Origin of the sequence: Streptomyces cahuitamycinicus (assembly GCF_002891435.1) — a bacterium.
Lineage (GTDB): Bacteria > Actinomycetota > Actinomycetes > Streptomycetales > Streptomycetaceae > Streptomyces > Streptomyces cahuitamycinicus.
Map to the genome: position 1 here is coordinate 1 of NZ_POUC01000142.1, position 17941 is coordinate 17941.

At 70.2% G+C, this 17941-nt stretch carries 17 protein-coding genes, 1 pseudogene and 1 riboswitch; of the genes and pseudogenes, 9 read left to right on the forward strand and 9 right to left on the reverse strand.

What is annotated here, in order from left to right; genetic code table 11:
- Positions 1-116, forward strand: a pseudogene (locus C1J00_RS46875) (aminoacyl-tRNA hydrolase); the annotation flags it as partial.
- A gap of 3 nt (positions 117-119) precedes the next feature.
- On the opposite strand, the gene C1J00_RS20115 reads toward C1J00_RS46875, so the two are convergent.
- On the reverse strand, positions 120-587 hold the full coding sequence (locus C1J00_RS20115) for a GNAT family N-acetyltransferase (protein WP_102910455.1): 468 nt from the start codon (positions 585-587) through the stop codon (positions 120-122).
- Between the two features lie 45 nt (positions 588-632).
- Positions 633-1217, reverse strand: coding sequence for a flavin reductase family protein (locus C1J00_RS20120; protein ID WP_102910456.1), 585 nt, complete (start codon positions 1215-1217; stop codon positions 633-635).
- 355 nt (positions 1218-1572) lie between these two features.
- On the opposite strand from C1J00_RS20120, the gene cdgB reads away from it, so the two are divergent.
- Both cdgB and C1J00_RS20130 read left to right on the forward strand, forming a co-directional pair.
- Positions 1573-3237 carry a diguanylate cyclase CdgB gene (gene cdgB / locus C1J00_RS20125; RefSeq protein ID WP_102910457.1) on the forward strand — a complete coding sequence of 555 codons (1665 nt, stop codon included), beginning with the start codon at positions 1573-1575 and terminating at the stop codon, positions 3235-3237.
- Positions 3238-3354: 117 nt separating this feature from the next.
- Positions 3355-4308, forward strand: a complete 954-nt coding sequence (locus C1J00_RS20130) for a carbohydrate-binding protein (protein WP_102910458.1) — start codon at positions 3355-3357, stop codon at positions 4306-4308.
- A 61-nt stretch (positions 4309-4369) separates the two neighbouring features.
- Here the strand turns inward: C1J00_RS20130 and C1J00_RS20135 are convergent, their stop codons facing one another.
- The 4 genes from C1J00_RS20135 to C1J00_RS20150 form a co-directional block, all read right to left on the reverse strand.
- Entirely contained in the window at positions 4370-4786 is a 417-nt protein-coding gene (locus tag C1J00_RS20135; RefSeq protein ID WP_102910467.1) for a hypothetical protein, read from the reverse strand.
- A gap of 134 nt (positions 4787-4920) precedes the next feature.
- Entirely contained in the window at positions 4921-5850 is a 930-nt protein-coding gene (locus tag C1J00_RS20140) for a 1-phosphofructokinase family hexose kinase (protein ID WP_102910459.1), read from the reverse strand.
- A gap of 114 nt (positions 5851-5964) precedes the next feature.
- A complete protein-coding gene (nagA, locus tag C1J00_RS20145; RefSeq protein ID WP_180989617.1) occupies positions 5965-7176 on the reverse strand; it encodes an N-acetylglucosamine-6-phosphate deacetylase in 1212 nt (403 codons plus the stop codon).
- The gene (locus C1J00_RS20150) at positions 7176-8117 is read right to left on the reverse strand and encodes an ROK family protein (RefSeq protein ID WP_102910468.1); all 942 of its coding nucleotides are present in this window, start codon (positions 8115-8117) and stop codon (positions 7176-7178) included. Before C1J00_RS20150 ends, nagA begins: the two co-directional genes overlap by 1 nt.
- Before the next feature lie 132 nt (positions 8118-8249).
- Here C1J00_RS20150 and C1J00_RS20155 point away from each other — a divergent pair, with 132 nt between their 5' ends.
- Together C1J00_RS20155 and C1J00_RS20160 are read left to right on the forward strand one after the other, a co-directional pair.
- Positions 8250-9503: an ABC transporter substrate-binding protein gene (locus C1J00_RS20155; RefSeq protein WP_102910461.1), complete on the forward strand. Its 1254-nt coding sequence runs from the start codon at positions 8250-8252 to the stop codon at positions 9501-9503.
- A gap of 35 nt (positions 9504-9538) precedes the next feature.
- Entirely contained in the window at positions 9539-9784 is a 246-nt protein-coding gene (locus C1J00_RS20160; protein WP_102910469.1) for a DUF3263 domain-containing protein, read from the forward strand.
- An 88-nt stretch (positions 9785-9872) separates the two neighbouring features.
- Here C1J00_RS20160 and otsB read toward each other — a convergent pair whose 3' ends face one another.
- The 3 genes from otsB to C1J00_RS20175 form a co-directional block, all read right to left on the reverse strand.
- Positions 9873-10700: a trehalose-phosphatase gene (otsB, locus tag C1J00_RS20165; RefSeq protein WP_102910462.1), complete on the reverse strand. Its 828-nt coding sequence runs from the start codon at positions 10698-10700 to the stop codon at positions 9873-9875.
- A gap of 6 nt (positions 10701-10706) precedes the next feature.
- Positions 10707-12095, reverse strand: coding sequence for an alpha,alpha-trehalose-phosphate synthase (UDP-forming) (locus tag C1J00_RS20170; RefSeq protein WP_102910463.1), 1389 nt, complete (start codon positions 12093-12095; stop codon positions 10707-10709).
- A gap of 73 nt (positions 12096-12168) precedes the next feature.
- Positions 12169-13113 carry a glucosyl-3-phosphoglycerate synthase gene (locus C1J00_RS20175; protein WP_102910464.1) on the reverse strand — a complete coding sequence of 315 codons (945 nt, stop codon included), beginning with the start codon at positions 13111-13113 and terminating at the stop codon, positions 12169-12171.
- 180 nt (positions 13114-13293) lie between these two features.
- Positions 13294-13448, forward strand: a riboswitch (SAM riboswitch).
- Positions 13449-13463: 15 nt separating this feature from the next.
- Between C1J00_RS20175 and thrC the strand changes: the two genes are divergently transcribed.
- The 4 genes from thrC (at position 13464) to groL (ending at position 17818) form a co-directional block, all read left to right on the forward strand.
- Positions 13464-14750, forward strand: coding sequence for a threonine synthase (gene thrC / locus C1J00_RS20180; RefSeq protein ID WP_102910465.1), 1287 nt, complete (start codon positions 13464-13466; stop codon positions 14748-14750).
- A gap of 118 nt (positions 14751-14868) precedes the next feature.
- On the forward strand, positions 14869-15144 hold the full coding sequence (locus tag C1J00_RS20185) for a MoaD/ThiS family protein (RefSeq protein WP_003991133.1): 276 nt from the start codon (positions 14869-14871) through the stop codon (positions 15142-15144).
- 446 nt (positions 15145-15590) lie between these two features.
- Positions 15591-15794: a cold-shock protein gene (locus tag C1J00_RS20190; protein ID WP_003949956.1), complete on the forward strand. Its 204-nt coding sequence runs from the start codon at positions 15591-15593 to the stop codon at positions 15792-15794.
- Between the two features lie 401 nt (positions 15795-16195).
- A complete protein-coding gene (gene groL, locus C1J00_RS20195; RefSeq protein ID WP_102910466.1) occupies positions 16196-17818 on the forward strand; it encodes a chaperonin GroEL in 1623 nt (540 codons plus the stop codon).
- The last annotated feature ends 123 nt before the right edge of the window (positions 17819-17941 follow it).

Here is a 17941-nt window from a genome sequence, read left to right on the forward strand (position 1 = left end):
CGCCCAGACCCCGCAAGCCCACCCGGATCCCCCGGGGCATCAACGAACGCCGGCTGCGGGAGAAGAAGCAGCGCTCGGAGACGAAGCGGGGGCGCGGCGGGCAGAACTGGTCCTAGGTTCTAGACCAGCTCCATGACGCCCACGGTCTGGCCTCCGCTGGTCTCCCCGTTCGGGCGGAAGCCCAGTCCGAGGTAGAAGTTCTCCGGGCCGTCGGGCCCCGGGTGCCATGTGACGTAGAACTCCTCGCCGCCGCGCCGGCGCAGTTCCTCCGCGACCGACTCGACGGCGAACCGGCCGTACCCCCGGCCCTGCTCACCGGCCGCGATGTTCAACCGCCACAGGCCCGAGCGGCGGACGCCGCCGTTCTCGTACCAGTCGATGTCGAGGAAGGCCATCAGGAAGCCGACCGGGCGGTCGCCGTCGAGGATCAGGCGGGGCCAGGCGATGCCGGGGTGGACATAGGCCTCGGCGAGGGACTTCACGACCGGGGCGACCGCGTGCTCCTGGTCGGGACGGACGGCGATGCCGAGGGCGGCGTCGAGGTTCCCGGAGGTGATTTCTGCGAGGCGCATGCCGGTCTCGGTCATGCGCGCACCCTAGGAGGGCGGCTCACCACCGGGCCAACGATTTCCTCAGCCCAACTGCCGGTACCGGCCCCGGAAGTACGTCAGCGGCCCGCCCTCCGCGCTCGGCACCCGCGCCGTCAGGACGCGGCCGATGACCAGCGTGTGGTCGCCCGCCCGGACGCGCTGCTCGCTGCGGCACTCCAGGACGGCCAGGGCGCCGCCGACCAGCGGCGCGTCGGTGTACTCGCCGCGGGTGTACGGGATGTCGGCGAACAGCAGCCGGTCGCTGAGGCGGCCCTTCATCGCGAAACGGCCCGCGATGTGCCGCTGGCTCTCGGACAGGACCGAGACCGCCCACAGCTCCTGCTCCTCCAGCAGATCGTCCATGCGGGAGCCCTCGCGCAGGCTCACCAGCACCAGGGGCGGGTCCAGGGACACCGACATGAAGGCCGTGGCCGTCATGCCCACGTCCTCGACATCCGGCGCCGAGGGGTCGTCCGGGTCGAGCGACGCCTCCTGCGCGGTCACCAGGACCACACCCGAGGCCAGCCGGGACATGGCGGCGCGGAACTCGTCGTTGCTCACCCCCTCAGCATGCCCGGAGGCGGGCGACGGAATGATCGGGGACGTGGCAGCGGGAGTGTTCGGCACGCTGGAAACGCTAGTCTCCGCCCCGCACGTCCCGCATCGGACTCCCGCCCGATCACGGTCCTAGGACTCCCGACGGACCCTGCGCGGCACGCCGGAGAGCACGTAGGAAAAACGAGCACGTAGGAAAAACATGTGCGCAACCTGACAAAGTTTGCGTTCGTGGCCGCACGTGAAGAACGCAGAAACTCCACTCAATTGTTCAGGTTTGCCTGTGACTTGAGTCACAAGGGGTAGGAATTGTTGACCCTGTGTACCGAGTGAGCAGCGCGCTGTGATTCAGTGGCTGGGAAGCTGCCAGGACGATACGCCGATGAGAACCCTTGATTCGCTGCGAGGTCTCGGGGGGAGGGCGAGCATGGAGAGCGAGTCGGAACCCTACGTCCGCCTTGCGTCCCTGCGACAACTGCACCAGGTCATGGCCGACATGAACACGGCCCGCAGCCTGGCGGACACACTGCAGACCGTCGCGGACGGCGTCGTCGCGGCCCTCGGGTACGAGCTGGCGTGCGTGAACCTCGTACGGCCGGACGGCGACCTCGTCGTCGCCGCCTTCGCCGGGAACCCCGCCGCCGAGGCCCTCATCACCGGCCGTGTCGGCTCGCGCGAGTCCTGGGAACGCCGCCTCGGCATGGGCGAGCACTGGGGCGACCTGGTGTTCATACCGCACACCGAGGGCTGGGTCCTCGACGACGACGACGTCCCGCAGTGGTACACCGACGGCCCCGCCCCCCGCTTCGAGGACGAGTGGCACCCGGCCGACCGGCTCTTCGCGCCCATGTACGCGCCCGGCCCGCAAGGCAACGCGGCGTGCGGCGAGCTGATCGGCGTGCTCTCCGTGGACCGGCCGCGCAACGGCCGCCGGCCCGGCGCATGGGGCCGTGAGGCGCTCCAGATGTACGCCTTCCAGGCCGCCATCGCCATCAGCAACGCCCGGCTGCGCGCCAACATGCAGCGCGCCCTCGTCCGGCTCGAGCGCGAGCAGCAGGCGCTGCGCGCGAGCGAGGAAAGCTTCCGGCAGGCCTTCGAGTACGCACCGTCCGGCATGGCCATCGCCGAGATGGGCGGCGACCAGCACGGCCGAATCCTGCGCACGAACGACGCGCTGTGCCGGCTGCTGGGCCGCCCCGCCTCCGCGATGCGCCGCTACTCGTTCTCCGACCTGGTCCACCCCGAGGACATAGGCACCCTGCTGCGCACCTCGGCCGAGGGCGGACGCGCGGAGCTCCGCCTCGGCCGCCGCGACGGCACGTATGTGTGGGTGTCGCTGCGCAACAGCGTCGTCGCGGACGCCGCCGACGGGCCCCGCTTCCTCCTCACGCACGTCGAGGACATCGAGGAACGCAAGCGCCGCGAGCTCCAGCTCGCCCACCGCGCCTCGCACGACTCCCTCACCGGCCTGCCGAACTCCGCGGAGCTGCGCTCGCGCCTGTCCGCCCGGCTCTGTCAACGCGCGTCATCCCCGCACGCCGCCGTGGAATCCATCGACGCGGCCTACGGCCACCCCGCCTTCGACGTGGTCGGCCCCGGCTTCGACTTCCGGCAGGGCGCCGAGCCGCTCGACGCCTACGACCACCACGTGCACACCATCGCCCCGGACGGCGACGGCGACCACGACGACGGCACCAAGGGTCTCGCGGTGCTCTTCTGCGACCTCGACGGCTTCAAGTCGATCAACGACCGGTTCGGGCACAACGCGGGTGACGCGGTTCTCATCGAGGTCGCCCGGCGGCTGAGCAACGGCGTCCGCGACGGGGACACGGTCGCGCGGCTCGGGGGTGACGAATTCGTCATCCTGGCCGACGGGCTCGGCCGGGCCGACGCCCAGGACCTCGCGGTCCGGCTCCGCAACGAGATCATCCAGCCCATCCGTGCCGAGGGGCGGGCCGTCCGGGTGGGCGCCAGCTTCGGCATCGGATGGGCACACTGTGGAATGACGGCGGACGAAGTGTTGAAATCCGCTGACGAGCGGATGTACGTCGAGAAACGATCTCGTCCCAAACAACACAGACGCGCCGGGTGAAGCCCTGGTCAGTGAGTTGATGCGGTCTGAGTCACCCGTTTGGGTCTCCGGGAGCGGGTAGGCTCGCTTACTCACCCGTGTACCGCATGCACCGCACCTGACTGAGGAGACCAAGGGATGACGCCCGGCAACAACGGCGCGAGCACGCCCGAGGACGACGACCCGTTCGGCTATCTCTACGCCGACGGGCAGGCCAACGGAGCCCAGCCGCCGTCCGGTGGCTACGGCTACCCGAACTCGGTCAACCGGGTGCGCGCGGTCGGCACGCGCCAGTACGGCCAGCAGTCGCAGACCGCCCAGGCGGCGCCCTACGGCCAGGTCCCGCAGCAGCAGGGCACGCCCAGCCGGCCGAACGCGCACTACGCGGCGCCGGAGACGCTGCCGGGCGGTGCGCAGACGGCGCAGCAGCAGGTGCCGGGCGGCGGTGGCGGCGGCCGGGGCGGCCGCGGCCCCAACACCAAGGGCCTCCTGATCGGCGCGGTCGCGGTGGTCGCCGCGGTCGTCATCGGCATCGGCGTGGCCATGCTGGGCGGCGACAAGGACAAGGACGCCGCCTCCGACAAGGTGGGCACGAACCCGACCCAGTCCGAGGAGTCGAAGCCGAGCCCGTCGACGAGCAAGGCGGGCGAGAGCAAGGCGGACCTGCCTGAGATCGACGCCAAGGCGCTGCGGCTGGGGGGCGGCGCGAGCCTCGCCCAGGACGTCAAGGGCGCCCAGTCCGACGGCGGCATCTACGTCGGGAACCTCAACCAGGTCGGCTCCTCCGTCACCTGGACCGTCAACGGTGTCCCCAAGGACGGCACCTACACCGTCTTCGCCCGCTACAGCACGGTGGACGAGGACCAGGAGATGACCCTCACCGTCAACGGCAAGCCGTTCGGCAGCAAGATGAACATGGGCAACTTCACCCATACCTCGGACGGTGATCTCACCAAGGGCTGGACGAAGACCTACGCCTGGCCGACCTTGAACAAGGGCACCAACACGATCACGCTGTCCTGCGGGGACGGCGACAAGTGCAACGTCCTCCTGGACCAGTTGTGGCTGAAGGCGGGCCAGGTAAAGGATTGATCGGGAAACACCGCCGGCTTCGGTAATCCGGCGGTGTTCCGAACTGCGTGTGGGCTATTCGTCAGGCCCAGTCGGTGCAGGAATTAAGCAGCTTCTCACCTTCAAACCTGGCCACTTGCACGCCGATTTCGAAAAGCCCTGCATCATCCGAAGCGCTGCTGGTCCAGTTCTCGGTCGTTCCCGACCCGCCGAAATTCTTCCTCCAGGGCCAGTTCACTCTTTTACCGTTGTACTGCTCGCTGACCAGCCGTATCCGCACGTGGTGGTCGTCTGGGCTGATGTCGCTCAGGTTGAACTCAAGGCCGACCTTCGCGGCGGGCCCGTGCCAGTTTGTGATCTTGACGGCCCCCGAGGTGCCAGTAGTCGTGCACCCTGCGTAAGCCGTTTCAGCAGCTTGTGCTTGTGCCGGACTGGTTGCGAATGCGGCCAGCAGAAGAGCTGCTGCGCCGGTACAAGTTGCTACGGTCCTCTTTTTCATACCCGCCCCTTTGTGAGATTGGCAGTGCATCGTCAACTCATGTTGGCGATCACAACTGTGGAGAAAAGGGCGGTAGATTGACTGAAAGCTACTCTGCAGTGTCCAAATGGCATCGCAGGCGCAGCTGCACTGCGTCAGGCCGCGCTGATCTCCGCCGAGACCGTCACCCTCCCGAGCAGCTCCTCGTACACCCCCCGGTCGAACTCCCCGGCCACCGGTGCCTGCACCGTCGCCGCCGACAGGGCGATGGCCCGGGCCAAGCGGTCCGGCCAGGGGAGGTGTTCCACCAGGCCCGAGAGCAGGGCCGCCACCACCGCGTCGCCCGCGCCCGTCGGGTTGCCCCGTAGCGAGGTCGGTGGGGTCGCTCGCCAGCGGCCCTCTCGGGTGGCGGCGAGGAGGCCCCCGGGGCCGAGGGAGGCGACCACCGCGCCCGCGCCCCGGCGGCGGGCGTCCTGGGTCGCGCGGAGTGGGTCGTGGGAGCCCGTCAGTTCCGCCAGTTCGTCGGCATTCGGCTTGATGATGTCGGGGCGGGCCGCGACGCCCCGGCGCAGGGGTTCGCCGCTGGTGTCCAGGAGGACCGGGAGACCGAAGGAGCGGGCCGTACGGATCAGGCCCGCGTACGCGCCCACCGGGACGCCCGGCGGCAGGCTGCCGCACAGGGCCACAGCGGTGGCGGAGGGGAGCAGGTCCTCGTAGGCCTCCTGGAACGCCGACCACTCGGCGGGCAGGACCGTCGGACCCGGTTCGTTCAGCTGGGTGGTGTCGCCGGTGCGCTCGTCGACCACGGCGACCGTGCGGCGGGTCGCGCCCGAGAGGGGGACCAGCGCGTCCATCACGCCCGGTACCGCCGCGAGCTTCTCCTGCACGACCCGGCCCGTCGCCCCGCCCGTGAATCCCGTCACCGTCACCTCGTGCCCGAGGGCCGCGAGGACCCGGGCCACGTTCACGCCCTTGCCGCCGGGGCGTTCCGTCACCTCGGAGACGCGGTGCGAGGCGTGCGGCCTGAGGGACCGTACGCGGTAGGTGATGTCGAGAGCGCTGTTCAGCGTGACCGTGAGGATCACCGGGACGACCTCCCCGCAGACGCGCTTGTTGCCGTGAACGTTCCCTGATCATGTCAAAGAGACGGCGGCCGGCCCAGTCCTGGAGTCGGCCACCGTCTTCGACTGGGGGATGGATCAGCCCAGTTGGGGACCGACCACCCATTCACCCCGGCGCATCACGCCCTTCACCTCGTACGCGGAGTCCAGGATCAGCAGGTCGGCGTATTTTCCGGGCTCCAGTGAGCCGATCGTGTCGGCCATGCCGAGCAGCCGGGCCGGGGTGGCGGACAGGGCCGTCACCGCGTCCTCGACGGACAGGCCGTCGACCGTGACCGCCCGCTGGAAGGCGCGGTCCAGCGTGAGGGTCGAGCCGGCGATCGTGCCGTCCTCGACCAGCCGGGCCACGCCGTCCGCGACCTCCACCTCCAGCGGGCCCAGCCAGTAGCGCCCGTCGCCGAAGCCGGCCGCGTCCATCGCGTCCGTGATGAACGCGACGCGGTCCGCTCCCGCGTGGTGGAACGCCAGCTGGAGTGCCGCCGGGTGCAGGTGCGTTCCGTCGTTGATCAGCTCGACGGTGACCCGGTCGTCCTCCAGGAGTGCCGTGATCGGGCCGGGGGAGCGGTGGCCGAGCGGGGGCATCGCGTTGAAGAGGTGGGTGGCGACCGTGGCGCCCGCGTCGATGGCCTCGACCGTCTGCTCGTACGTGGCGTCCGTGTGGCCGATCGCCGCGATCACGCCGTGGTCGGCGAGGAGGCGTACGGAGTCCAGGCCGCCGGGGAGCTCGGTGGCCAGCGTGAGCATCTTCGCCCGGCCCCGGGCCGCGTCGATCAGCTTGCGGACGTCCGCGGGGTGGGGGTCGCGCAGGAGGGCCTCGGAGTGGGCGCCCTTGCGGCAGGGGGAGATGAACGGGCCCTCGAAGTGGATGCCGGCGACGTCGTCCTGCTCGGCGAGTTCGCTCAGCAGGCCGGCCCGCCGGGTGAGGAAGTCCATGTTACCGGTGACGGTGGAGGCGACCAGGGTGGTCGTGCCGTGCAGGCGGTGGGTGTGGATGCCCTTGAGGATGTCGTCGACCGAGCCGGAGGTGAAGGAGGCTCCGCCGCCGCCGTGGTTGTGCAGGTCGACGAAGCCGGGGATCACGTAGTGGCCTGTTACGTCGATGACCTGGGCGTTTTCCGGGGCGACCCGGGTGATGCGGGTGCCGTCGACAACGACCTGGCCTTTTTCGACGGTTCCGGTGGGGAGGACCACGGTCGCGCCGGTGAGGACCGTGGGGTGTCCGGCCGTCGCGGGGTGCGGGTGCGTCGTGGTTGTTCGCGCAGTTCCCCGCGCCCCTGAGTCGGCTGCCATCAGGGCGTTACCTCCGTGCGGTCGGTGTTGTCGAGGAGATCCCAGGCCAGGAGTCCGGCGCCCAGACATCCGGCCACTTCCCCCAGCGCCGCGGGGACGACCGTCGGCTGCTTCTGGAAGGTGACGCGGCTGCGGATCGCTTCCCGCAGGGGTGTGAAGAGGGTTTCCCCGGCCTCGGCCAGCCCGCCGCCGATGATCAGGGTGCGGGGGTCCAGCAGGGTCACAGCCGTGACCAGGCCGTCAGCGAGGGCGTCGATGGCGTCCTGCCAGACCGCCCGGGCCTTCGGGTCGCCGGAGTCCACCGCCTTCGCGCAGTCCGCCGCGTCCGCGCCCGGGTCGCCGGAGGCCGCGGCCCAGGCCTCGGTCACGGCCGCCGCCGAAGCGAAGCGCTCCAGGCAGCCGTACTGCCCGCACGGGCAGGGGGACCCGCCGGGGCGTACGACGATGTGGCCGATCTCGCCCGCGAAGCCGTGCGCGCCCGCCTCGACCCGGCCGTCGACGCCGATGGCGCCCGCGATGCCGGTGCCCAGGGCCACGAACAGGAACCGGTCCGCGCCCCGGCCCGCACCGACCCGGCCCTCGGCGAGGCCGCCGGTGCGCACGTCGTGGCCCAGGGCGACCGGGACGCCGAGGCGCTGCGTCAGCAGCTCGCGCAGGGGGACGTCGCGCCAGCCGAGGTTCGCCGCGTAGACGGCGACGCCGCGCGCCTCGTCGACGATGCCGGGGACGGCCACGCCGGCGGCGGACGCGGGCGTGCCCAAGTGCTCGGCGCCGTAGGCGCGCAGCTCGGCGGCGAAGTCGAGGATGCCCGCGACGACGGCGCCCGGCCCCTGGGCGCGTCCCGTGGCCCGGCGGGCCCGGTGCAGCACCTCGCCCCCCGGCCCGGCCAGGGCTGCCTTCATTCCGGTGCCGCCCACGTCGAGGGCGATGACATGTCTCACGGACACAGTGTGACCCGGGGACCCGCAAGAGGTCTAGTCCACTCACGTGGTGTAGACCTTAATCCGGATATCGAAAAGCTTCAAAGGCGGCGACGCCAGGGTTGGGGAAGAGCAGCGGTGCAGCGGCGGCGAATGGCAGGAACGATCGCGGCGGCGTCCGCACTGGGCATGACGGCGGTTCTCGGCGGCTGCGGCATCACGGGCGGTTCCCAGGACGTGACGCTCAAGCTGGTCGCCGCCGACTACGGCGACAGCCCGGCCAACAGCTCGAAGAAGTACTGGGACAAGCTCGCCGAGGAGTACGAGGCCGACCACCCCGACGTCTCCATCGACGTCAGCGTCTACTCCTGGAACGACGTCGACCGCAAGGTCAGGGAGATGGTCGCCGCCGGTGACCCGCCGGACATGGCGCAGATCGGCGCCTACGCCGACTACGCGGCCAAGAACCAGCTCTACAAGGCCGACGACCTGCTCTCCATACCCGTGCAGGCCGACTTCGTCGGGCAGCTGGCCTCCGCGGGCCAGGTGAAGGGCGTGCAGTACGGGATGCCGTTCGCCGCCTCCACGCGCGTCCTCTTCTACAACAAGACCCTCTTCGCCAAGGCCGGCATCACCCCGCCCGAGTCCTGGGACGACCTGGCCGAGGACGCCGAGGCGCTCAAGGCCGAGGGCGTGACGTACCCGTACGCGCTGCCGCTCGGCCCGGAGGAGGCGCAGGCCGAGACCATGCAGTGGATGCTCAGCGGCGGGGGCGGCTACACCGACAGCGTCGACAGCTACGGCATCGACTCCCCGGAGAACATCGACACCTTCACCTGGCTGAAGAACGACCTGGTCGGCAAGGACCTGACGGGGCCGGTCGCGCCGGGCGAGCTGAACCGGGCCGCCGCGTTCGCCGCCTTCGCCAAGGGCGAGGTCGGCATGCTCAACGGCCACCCCTCGTTGATGAAGACGGCCGCCAAGAGCGGCGTCAAGTACGGGATGGTGCCCACACCGGGCAACGAGGGCCCGAGCAAGTCCACGCTCGGTGTCTCCGACTGGATGACGGCGTTCCGCGCGAACGGCCACCGCGACCAGGTGGGCGACTTCCTGGACTTCGTCTACAGCGAGAAGAACGTGCTGGCCTTCTCCCGCGAGTACGACCTGCTGCCGGTCACCTCCTCCGCGTCCGGCACCATGGCCGACTCCGACGAGGACCGGCACCTCAGGCCGTTCCTGGAGGAGCTGCTGGCCTCCGAGCTCTACCCGGTCGGCAAGACGTCCTGGGCCGACGTCAGCGCCCAGGTCAAGCAGCAGATCGGCAAGGCCGTCGCGCCCGGCGGCAGCCCCTCGGGCGTCCTCGGCCACCTCCAGGCGGCGGCCGGCCGGGCGGAGAGCGCGGAGTAGCTCCGCTGTCGGTGGTGGGCGTTACGGTGCCGTTCATGGATGAGGACGCGGGTGAGCAGGGGCTTGGGCGTCTCGAGCGGGACGTTCTTGCTCTTGAGCGGCGGGGGTTCTCCGGGCCTGGCGTGAAGGAGCGGGCCGTTCGTGAGGAGTTGGGGCTGGCGCCCGTGCGGTATTACCAGCTTCTCAATGCGCTGCTGGATGATCCCAGGGCTTTGGCCCATGACCCGGTGACGGTCAATCGGCTGCGGCGGGTTCGGGAGCGGCGTCGGGGCGAGCGGTGACAGGGCTTTTCGGTTGTTCGCCGGGTGCGGGTGCGGGTGCGTGGGGGTTGATCGCGCAGTTCCCCTCGCCCCTGAGGGGGCGCCCCCCTCAGCCGATTCGATCGGCCAGCACGGACAGCAGCTCCACCACGCCCTCCGGGCCGTCCACCACCAGATCCGCCCGCTCCCGCAGTTCCGTCACCTCGTCGCTGCCGCTGCACACCAGCAAACCCGGGGTGCCGGACGTGCGGAGGGTGTCGACGGCGGCGTAGGCGGGCAGGTCGCCCAGGTCGTCGCCGGCGAAGAGGACCGACCCGGCGCCGATCTCCCGGGCGAATCCGGTGAGGGCGGCGCCCTTGTCCATGCCGGGCGGGCGCAGTTCGAGGACCATGCGGCCGGGCTCGACGATCAGGCCGTGCCGCATCGCCAGGCCGGTGAGCGGCTCGCGCAGGGCGTCGAAGGCGGCCTGCGGGTCGGCGGCCCGGCGGGTGTGCACGGCCACCGCCCGGCCCTTGTCCTCGACCCAGGTCCCGCTCCCTTCGAGCAGCCCGGGCAGCTCGGCGCGGACGGCGTCGACGCCCGGGTGCGCTTCGGGGGCGGTGACCTCGCCGCTGCGGGCGTCCCACCGCTCGGCGCCGTAGTGCCCGAGGACGACCAGGTGCTCAAGACCAGGTACGCCCGCGAAGCCGCCGTTGCGTACGGCGACCTCGGCCGGCCGGCCGGTGATCACCGCGACGGCGGCGACCCTCGGGGCGAGCGCCACCAGCGCGCCCAGTGCGTTCGGATGGGCCCGGGCCAGCTCCGGGTCGGCGACGATCGGGGCGAGCGTGCCGTCGAAGTCCAGTGCGACCAGCGCCTTGCCGGGATCGGCGAGCAGGGCGGCGAGCCCGTCCTGCCCGGCCTTCGTGACCGGCGCGGGCAACGCGTTCGTGCTCATCGCCCCTCAGCCCCTCAGCGCGTCGAGCTGGTCCACGAACCACTGGGCCGGCGGCAGTGCCGTCGCCGCCGCCGCCAGGCGCTTGCAGCGCTCGGCGCGCTCCTCCGGGCGCATCGACAGCGCCTCGTGCAGGGCCGCGGCCGTGCCCGTCACGTCGTAGGGGTTGACCGTGATCGCGTCCTCGCCGAGCTCCTCGTGCGCCCCGGCCTCCCGCGACAGCACCAGCGCGCAGCCCGCGTCGGAGACGACCGGGACCTCCTTGGCGACGAGGTTCATGCCGTCCCGGATGGGATTGACGAGCGCCACGTCGGCCAGCCGGTAGGCGGCCAGAGAGCGGGCGAAGTCGTCCTTGAGGTTGAGTACGACCGGCGTCCACCCCGGCGTCCCGTACTCGGCGTTGATCTCCTCCGAGAGCCGCCGCACCTCGGCCGTGTAGTCCCGGTACACCGCGAGGTCCTGCCGCGAGGGGTACGCGAAGGCCACGTGCACCACCCGCTCGCGCCACTCGGCGTGGGTCTCGAGGAGCCGGCGGTAGGCCAGCAGGCCGCGCACGATGTTCTTGGACAGCTCGGTGCGGTCGACCCGGACGATGGTGCGGCGGCCCTCGCCGATCTCCTGCCGCAGCGCGGCGATCCGCTCCTCGACGTCCGGCTCGTGGGCCCGCTTGCGCAGGAAGTCCGCGTCGGCCCCCAGCCCGTGCACGCCGATCCGCGTGCCGCCGAGCCCGCCGGCGAACCGCTCGGCGCACGCGGTGAACGCCTCCGCCCAGCGCTCGGTGAGGAAGCCCAGCCGGTCCGCGCCGAGCATGCCGCGCAGCACCTGCGCGGCCACGTCGTCCGGCAGCATCCGGAAGTACTCGGGCGGCGCCCACGGCGTGTGCGAGAAGTGGCCGATGCGCAGGTCGGGCCGCAGCTCGCGGAGCATGCCCGGCACCAGCGTCAGGTGGTAGTCCTGTACGACGACCGCCGCGCCCCGCGCCGCCTCCTCGGCCAGCGCCTCGGCGAACGCCCGGTTGTACGTCTCGTAGGACGCCCACTGCCGCCGGAACTCCGCGTCGAAGACCGGCTCCAGGGGTGTCTGGTAGAGCATGTGGTGCACGAACCACAGGACCGAGTTGGCGATGCCGTTGTACGCGTCGGCGTGCACGTCGGCCGGGATGTCCAGCATCCGTACGCCGTCCTCGCCGACGCCCTGCCGGACCGCCTCCCGGTCGCCGTCGGACAGCGCCGAGCACACCCACAGCGCGTCCGCGTCCGAGCCGATCGCGGAGAGGCCGGACACCAGCCCGCCGCCGCCCCGTTTGGCGTCCAGCGAACCGTCCTCACCCACCGTGTAGGAGACCGGACCCCGGTTGGAGGCCACCAGCACCTGCGCAGCACCGTACGTTGAAGCCATAAGCCTCAACCTAGCCCGGCCCGGAAACGCTCAAACGTGCGGATCTGCCGTACGCGGCCGAAAACGGCCCCGGTCAGGCCGCCCTGCGCGCCTGGTACTCGGCGATCTCCACCATCGGCGGACGCTCCTCGGTGTCCACCGAGTACGTTCGCGGCTCGAAGCCGTCCTCCCCCCGCTCGAACTGGGTCAGGGACGGCCGGATCAGATGCCCGCGGGCCAGCCGCAGCTGGGCCGTGCGGTAGATCGCGGCGGCCATCCGGCCCAGCGCCTGCCCGTCCTGGTGCCGGTGCTTGCGCACCCCGACGTCCACCTGGGCGAGGGCGTCCAGGCCCACCAGGTGCAGGGCGTCGACCAGCATCCCCAGCTCCACGCCGTAGCCGACGGGGAACGGCAGCTGCTCCAGCAGTGAGCGGCGGGCCGCGTACTCGCCGCCGAGCGGCTGCACGAAGCCGGCCAGCCGCGGCCAGTGCATGTTGAGCAGCGGGCGTGCCATCAGCTCGGTGACCCGGCCGCCCTGCCCGGCGGCACCGGAGAGCGGCCGGTCGTACATGGCCTTCACCAGGTCCACGTCCGGGTCCGTGAGCAGCGGGCCCACGATCCCGGAGACGAAGTCGGACGAGAAGTCCCTGAGGTCGGCGTCGACGAAGCAGACGATGTCCCCGCGGGTGACGAGCAGCGAACGCCACAGCACCTCGCCCTTGCCGGGCACGGCGGGCAGACGCGGCAGTATCCCGTCCCGGTGCACCACCCGGGCGCCCGCGGCGGCGGCCACCTCCGACGTACGGTCGGTCGAGCCGGAGTCGACGACGACCAGCTCGTCGACGAGCGGGACCTGCCGCATCAGGTCGTGGCGTATGACGGCGACGATGTCGCCGACCGTCGCCTCCTCGTCGAGGGCGGGCAGCACGACGCTGACCGTCCGGCCCGTGCGCTGCTTGGCGGCCAGGATCTGGTGGAGCGGGCGATCGTTCGCCGACCAGGAACGCGCGCTCAGCCAGCGCTCGACTTCTTCCAGCACAGTGGCGGCTCCTCTGCGTGCTCTCGGCGGGACGCACTGCCCGCCGCGGTAGCGGCTGACGGGTACAGTCATCTCGCGTTTCGGACGACTATCTCAACTGTCCTGGTCGTCGGTTACAGTCTTGAACGAGGCGGATGACCATCGCATGTCCGGCGTCACCCGCCGCCTACAACCACATACAGCTCATCCAGAGGGGCAGAGGGATACGGCCCGATGAAGCCCCGGCAACCCTCCAGCCGATACTCGTAGGTCACTGTCGACCGCTCCGCGAGGTCCCGGCTCGGGAAGGTGCCAAATCCGTCTCACGGCGAGATGCGTCGTGAGGAAGATGAGGAAGGGCCTCGCCTCACATGGCTGTGCAGACTGTCGCAAACACCACTGACTCCACCGTAGACCTCGGTCCCGCCGCGGCGCTGAGCTGCCGCGAGTGCGGTCACCGCGTACCCCTCGGACCGGTCTTCGCGTGCGAGGAGTGTTTCGGCCCGCTGGAGATCGCCTACGACTTCTCGGCCTACGACACCGAGGAGCTCCGCAAGCGGATCGAAGCGGGCCCGGCGAACATCTGGCGCTACGCCCCGCTGCTGCCGGTCCCGGCCGACGTCGCGGACAAGCCGAACATCAATCCGGGCTGGACCCAGCTCGTCAAGGCCGACAACCTCGCGCGCGAGCTGGGCGTCGACGCCGGCAAGCTGTTCATCAAGGACGACTCCGGCAACCCGACGCACTCCTTCAAGGACCGTGTCGTCGCCCAGGCCATCGAGGCCGCCCGCGCCTTCGGCTTCACCACGCTCTCCTGCTCCTCCACCGGCAACCTCGCCGGCGCCGTGGGTGCCGCCGCGGCCCGCGCCGGCTTCCGCTCCTGCGTGTTCATCCCGCACGACCTGGAGCAGGGCAAGGTCGTCATGGCCGCGGTCTACGGCGGCGAGCTCGTCGGCATCGAGGGCAACTACGACGACGTGAACCGCTTCTGCTCCGAGCTGATCGGCGACCCTGCCGGTGAGGGCTGGGGCTTCGTCAACGTCAACCTCCGGCCGTACTACGCGGAGGGTTCCAAGACCCTGGCGTACGAGATCTGCGAGCAGCTCGGCTGGCGGCTGCCGGACCAGCTGGTCGTGCCGATCGCCTCCGGCTCGCAGCTCACGAAGATCGACAAGGGTCTCCAGGAGCTGATCAAGCTCGGGCTGGTCGAGGACAAGCCCTACAAGATCTTCGGCGCGCAGGCGCTCGGCTGCTCGCCGGTGTCCACGGCCTTCAAGGCCGGGCACGACGTCGTACGGCCGCAGAAGCCGGACACGATCGCCAAGTCGCTGGCGATCGGCAATCCGGCGGACGGGCCGTACGTGCTGGACATCGCGCGGCGGACCGGCGGTGCGGTGGAGGACGTGAACGACGAGCAGGTCGTCGAGGCGATCAAGCTGCTGGCGCGGACCGAGGGTGTGTTCGCGGAGACCGCCGGTGGTGTGACGGTCGGCGTGACGAAGAAGCTGCTGGAGAACGGGCTGCTCGACCCGTCGAAGTCGATCGTCGTCCTGAACACCGGTGATGGTCTGAAGACGCTGGATGCGGTGGCCGGGACCGGGCTCACGGCGACCATTCGCCCCAGCCTGGAGTCGTTCCGGGACGCGGGACTCGTCTGACCGTTGTTCGCTGCGGGCCGGTGGGGGGCTGGTCGCGCCCACGCGGCGGAGCCGCATATCGGCACAGCCCCGCGCCCCTGGAAGCAGGTGCGTCACCCAACCCGGAGGTTTTGAAGTCATGAGCGTCACCGTCCGCATCCCCACCATCCTGCGCACCTACACGGGCGGGCAGGCCGAGGTCGCCGCCGAGGGCGCGAACCTCGGTGAGGTCATCGCCGACCTGGAGAAGAACCACACCGGGATCGCCGCCCGGGTGCTCGACGACCAGGGCAAGCTGCGCCGGTTCGTCAACGTGTACGTGAACGACGACGACGTGCGGTTCGAGCAGGGGCTGGAGACGGCGACGCCGGACGGTGCCGGTGTGTCGATCATTCCCGCCGTCGCCGGTGGCTGAACGGGTCGACCGGCCTGTTTGTTACCTTCGGTAACGACGATTACCGAGAGTTCATCGAATTGCCCCCTCCGTGAGAGAAGCGGAGGGGGCAATTCTGTGTGGTTGAGCGGGGTACAGTTGGGGAACGCGATACCGATCCGCTGATCGGAACCCTGAATTCCTGCCGCGAGTCCGACAAGATGTAGCCAAAGTGTGCGCGTCTTTCGAGGCTTTTGTTCCCTTTGTGGAGCCCGACTTGCCCTGAATTCAGGCGAATTCTCCCCACATTCCGGACCCTGCGCGTCCAGAATTCTCGTCCGATTGACCTGTTGCAGACGGCAGTTGGACAGATACATTCGGCCGCGGTCGACGCGTTCCGGCGCACGCCCCCAACCGTGGGGGGTGAGGTCTGACCCGGATCCGCGAAGTGTGGATCTGTGCAAGGGCCAGTAATAGGGGAGTTAGGCATGGCTCAGGGCACCGTCAAGTGGTTCAACGCGGAGAAGGGGTACGGCTTCATCGCGGTCGACGGTGGTGCGGATGTTTTCGTCCACTACAGCGCGATTCAGATGGACGGCTACCGCACCCTTGAAGAGGGCCAGCGGGTCGAGTTCGAGATCTCGCAGGGCCAGAAGGGACCGCAGGCCGACATGGTTCGCGTCGCTGCCTGAACGCGCACCACGACCAACGCTCACGCGACCGGTCTTCTCAGAAGGGCCCGTGCCCCCCGGGGTGCGGGCCCTTCCGCGTGGTCGAACGGCCTGGCCGGCGGTGGTCGCGGGGGCCGACGCCCGTGCCCGGCCCAAGGGGCGCTCGCGCCCGCCCGTCACCCCTCGGCTCACCCGATCGCCACCCCTCGACGAGCGCCCGCCACGCGAGCGCGCCTTGCACTCTCGGGGGTCGAGTGCTAATCATTGCGTTAGCACTCTGAAGGTGAGAGTGACAACGTAAGGACCGGGTCGGTGAGGCCCGCAGGCCGGGTGGGAAGGAACCACGAGGCAGGCGAGCCGTCCGTCGCGGGCGCGGGCGCGGTCCGAAGTAATCACCCCCAGTCCTGGAGGGACCACTTCACATGGCCAAGATCATCGCGTTCGACGAGGAGGCGCGGCGCGGCCTCGAGCGCGGCATGAACCAGCTCGCGGACGCCGTGAAGGTGACGCTCGGCCCCAAGGGCCGCAACGTCGTCCTCGAGAAGAAGTGGGGCGCCCCCACGATCACCAACGATGGTGTCTCCATCGCCAAGGAGATCGAGCTCGAGGACCCGTACGAGAAGATCGGCGCCGAGCTGGTCAAGGAAGTCGCCAAGAAGACGGACGACGTCGCCGGTGACGGTACGACCACCGCGACCGTTCTCGCCCAGGCCCTGGTCAAGGAGGGCCTGCGCAACGTAGCCGCCGGCGCCAACCCCATGGCCCTCAAGCGCGGTATCGAGCGTGCCGTCGAGGCCGTCTCCGCCGCCCTGCTGGAGCAGGCGAAGGACGTCGAGACCAAGGAGCAGATCGCCTCCACGGCCTCCATCTCCGCCGCCGACACCCAGATCGGCGAGCTCATCGCCGAGGCCATGGACAAGGTCGGCAAGGAAGGCGTCATCACCGTCGAGGAGTCCCAGACCTTCGGTCTGGAGCTTGAGCTCACCGAGGGTATGCGCTTCGACAAGGGCTACATCTCGGCGTACTTCGCGACCGACATGGAGCGTATGGAGGCCGTCCTCGACGACCCGTACATCCTGATCGCGAACTCCAAGATCTCGAACGTCAAGGACCTGCTCCCGCTCCTGGAGAAGGTCATGCAGTCGGGCAAGCCGCTGCTGATCATCGCCGAGGACGTCGAGGGCGAGGCCCTGTCGACCCTGGTCGTCAACAAGATCCGCGGCACCTTCAAGTCCGTCGCCGTCAAGGCCCCGGGCTTCGGCGACCGCCGCAAGGCGATGCTGCAGGACATCGGCATCCTCACCGGCGGCGAGGTGATCTCCGAGGAGGTCGGCCTCAAGCTGGAGAACGCCACGATCGACCTCCTGGGCAAGGCCCGCAAGGTCGTCATCACCAAGGACGAGACCACCATCGTCGACGGTGCCGGCTCCGCCGACCAGGTCCAGGGCCGGGTCAACCAGATCCGCGCCGAGATCGAGAACAGCGACTCGGACTACGACCGCGAGAAGCTGCAGGAGCGCCTGGCGAAGCTCGCCGGCGGTGTCGCGGTCATCAAGGCCGGTGCCGCCACCGAGGTGGAGCTCAAGGAGCGCAAGCACCGCATCGAGGACGCCGTGCGCAACGCCAAGGCGGCCGTCGAGGAGGGCATCGTCGCCGGTGGTGGCGTGGCCCTGCTCCAGGCCTCCCAGGTGTTCGAGAAGCTGGAGCTCGAGGGTGACGAGGCGACCGGCGCCAACGCCGTGAAGCTCGCGCTGGAGGCCCCGCTGAAGCAGATCGCCGTCAACGGTGGTCTCGAGGGCGGCGTCGTCGTGGAGAAGGTCCGCAACCTCCAGGTCGGCCACGGCCTGAACGCCGCGACCGGTGAGTACGTCGACATGATCGCCGAGGGCATCATCGACCCGGCGAAGGTGACCCGTTCCGCTCTGCAGAACGCCGCCTCCATCGCCGCGCTGTTCCTCACCACCGAGGCCGTCATCGCCGACAAGCCGGAGAAGAACGCCGCGCCCGCCGGCGGCGGCATGCCGGGCGGTGACATGGACTTCTGATCGACCCGGTCGATCACGTCCTTGCCGAGGGCGGCACTTCCTGTTCCGACAGGGGGTGCCGCCCTCGGGCGTGTCCGGGATGCATGCGGGGCGGGTGCCCGGGGGCTGTCTCTTATAAACATC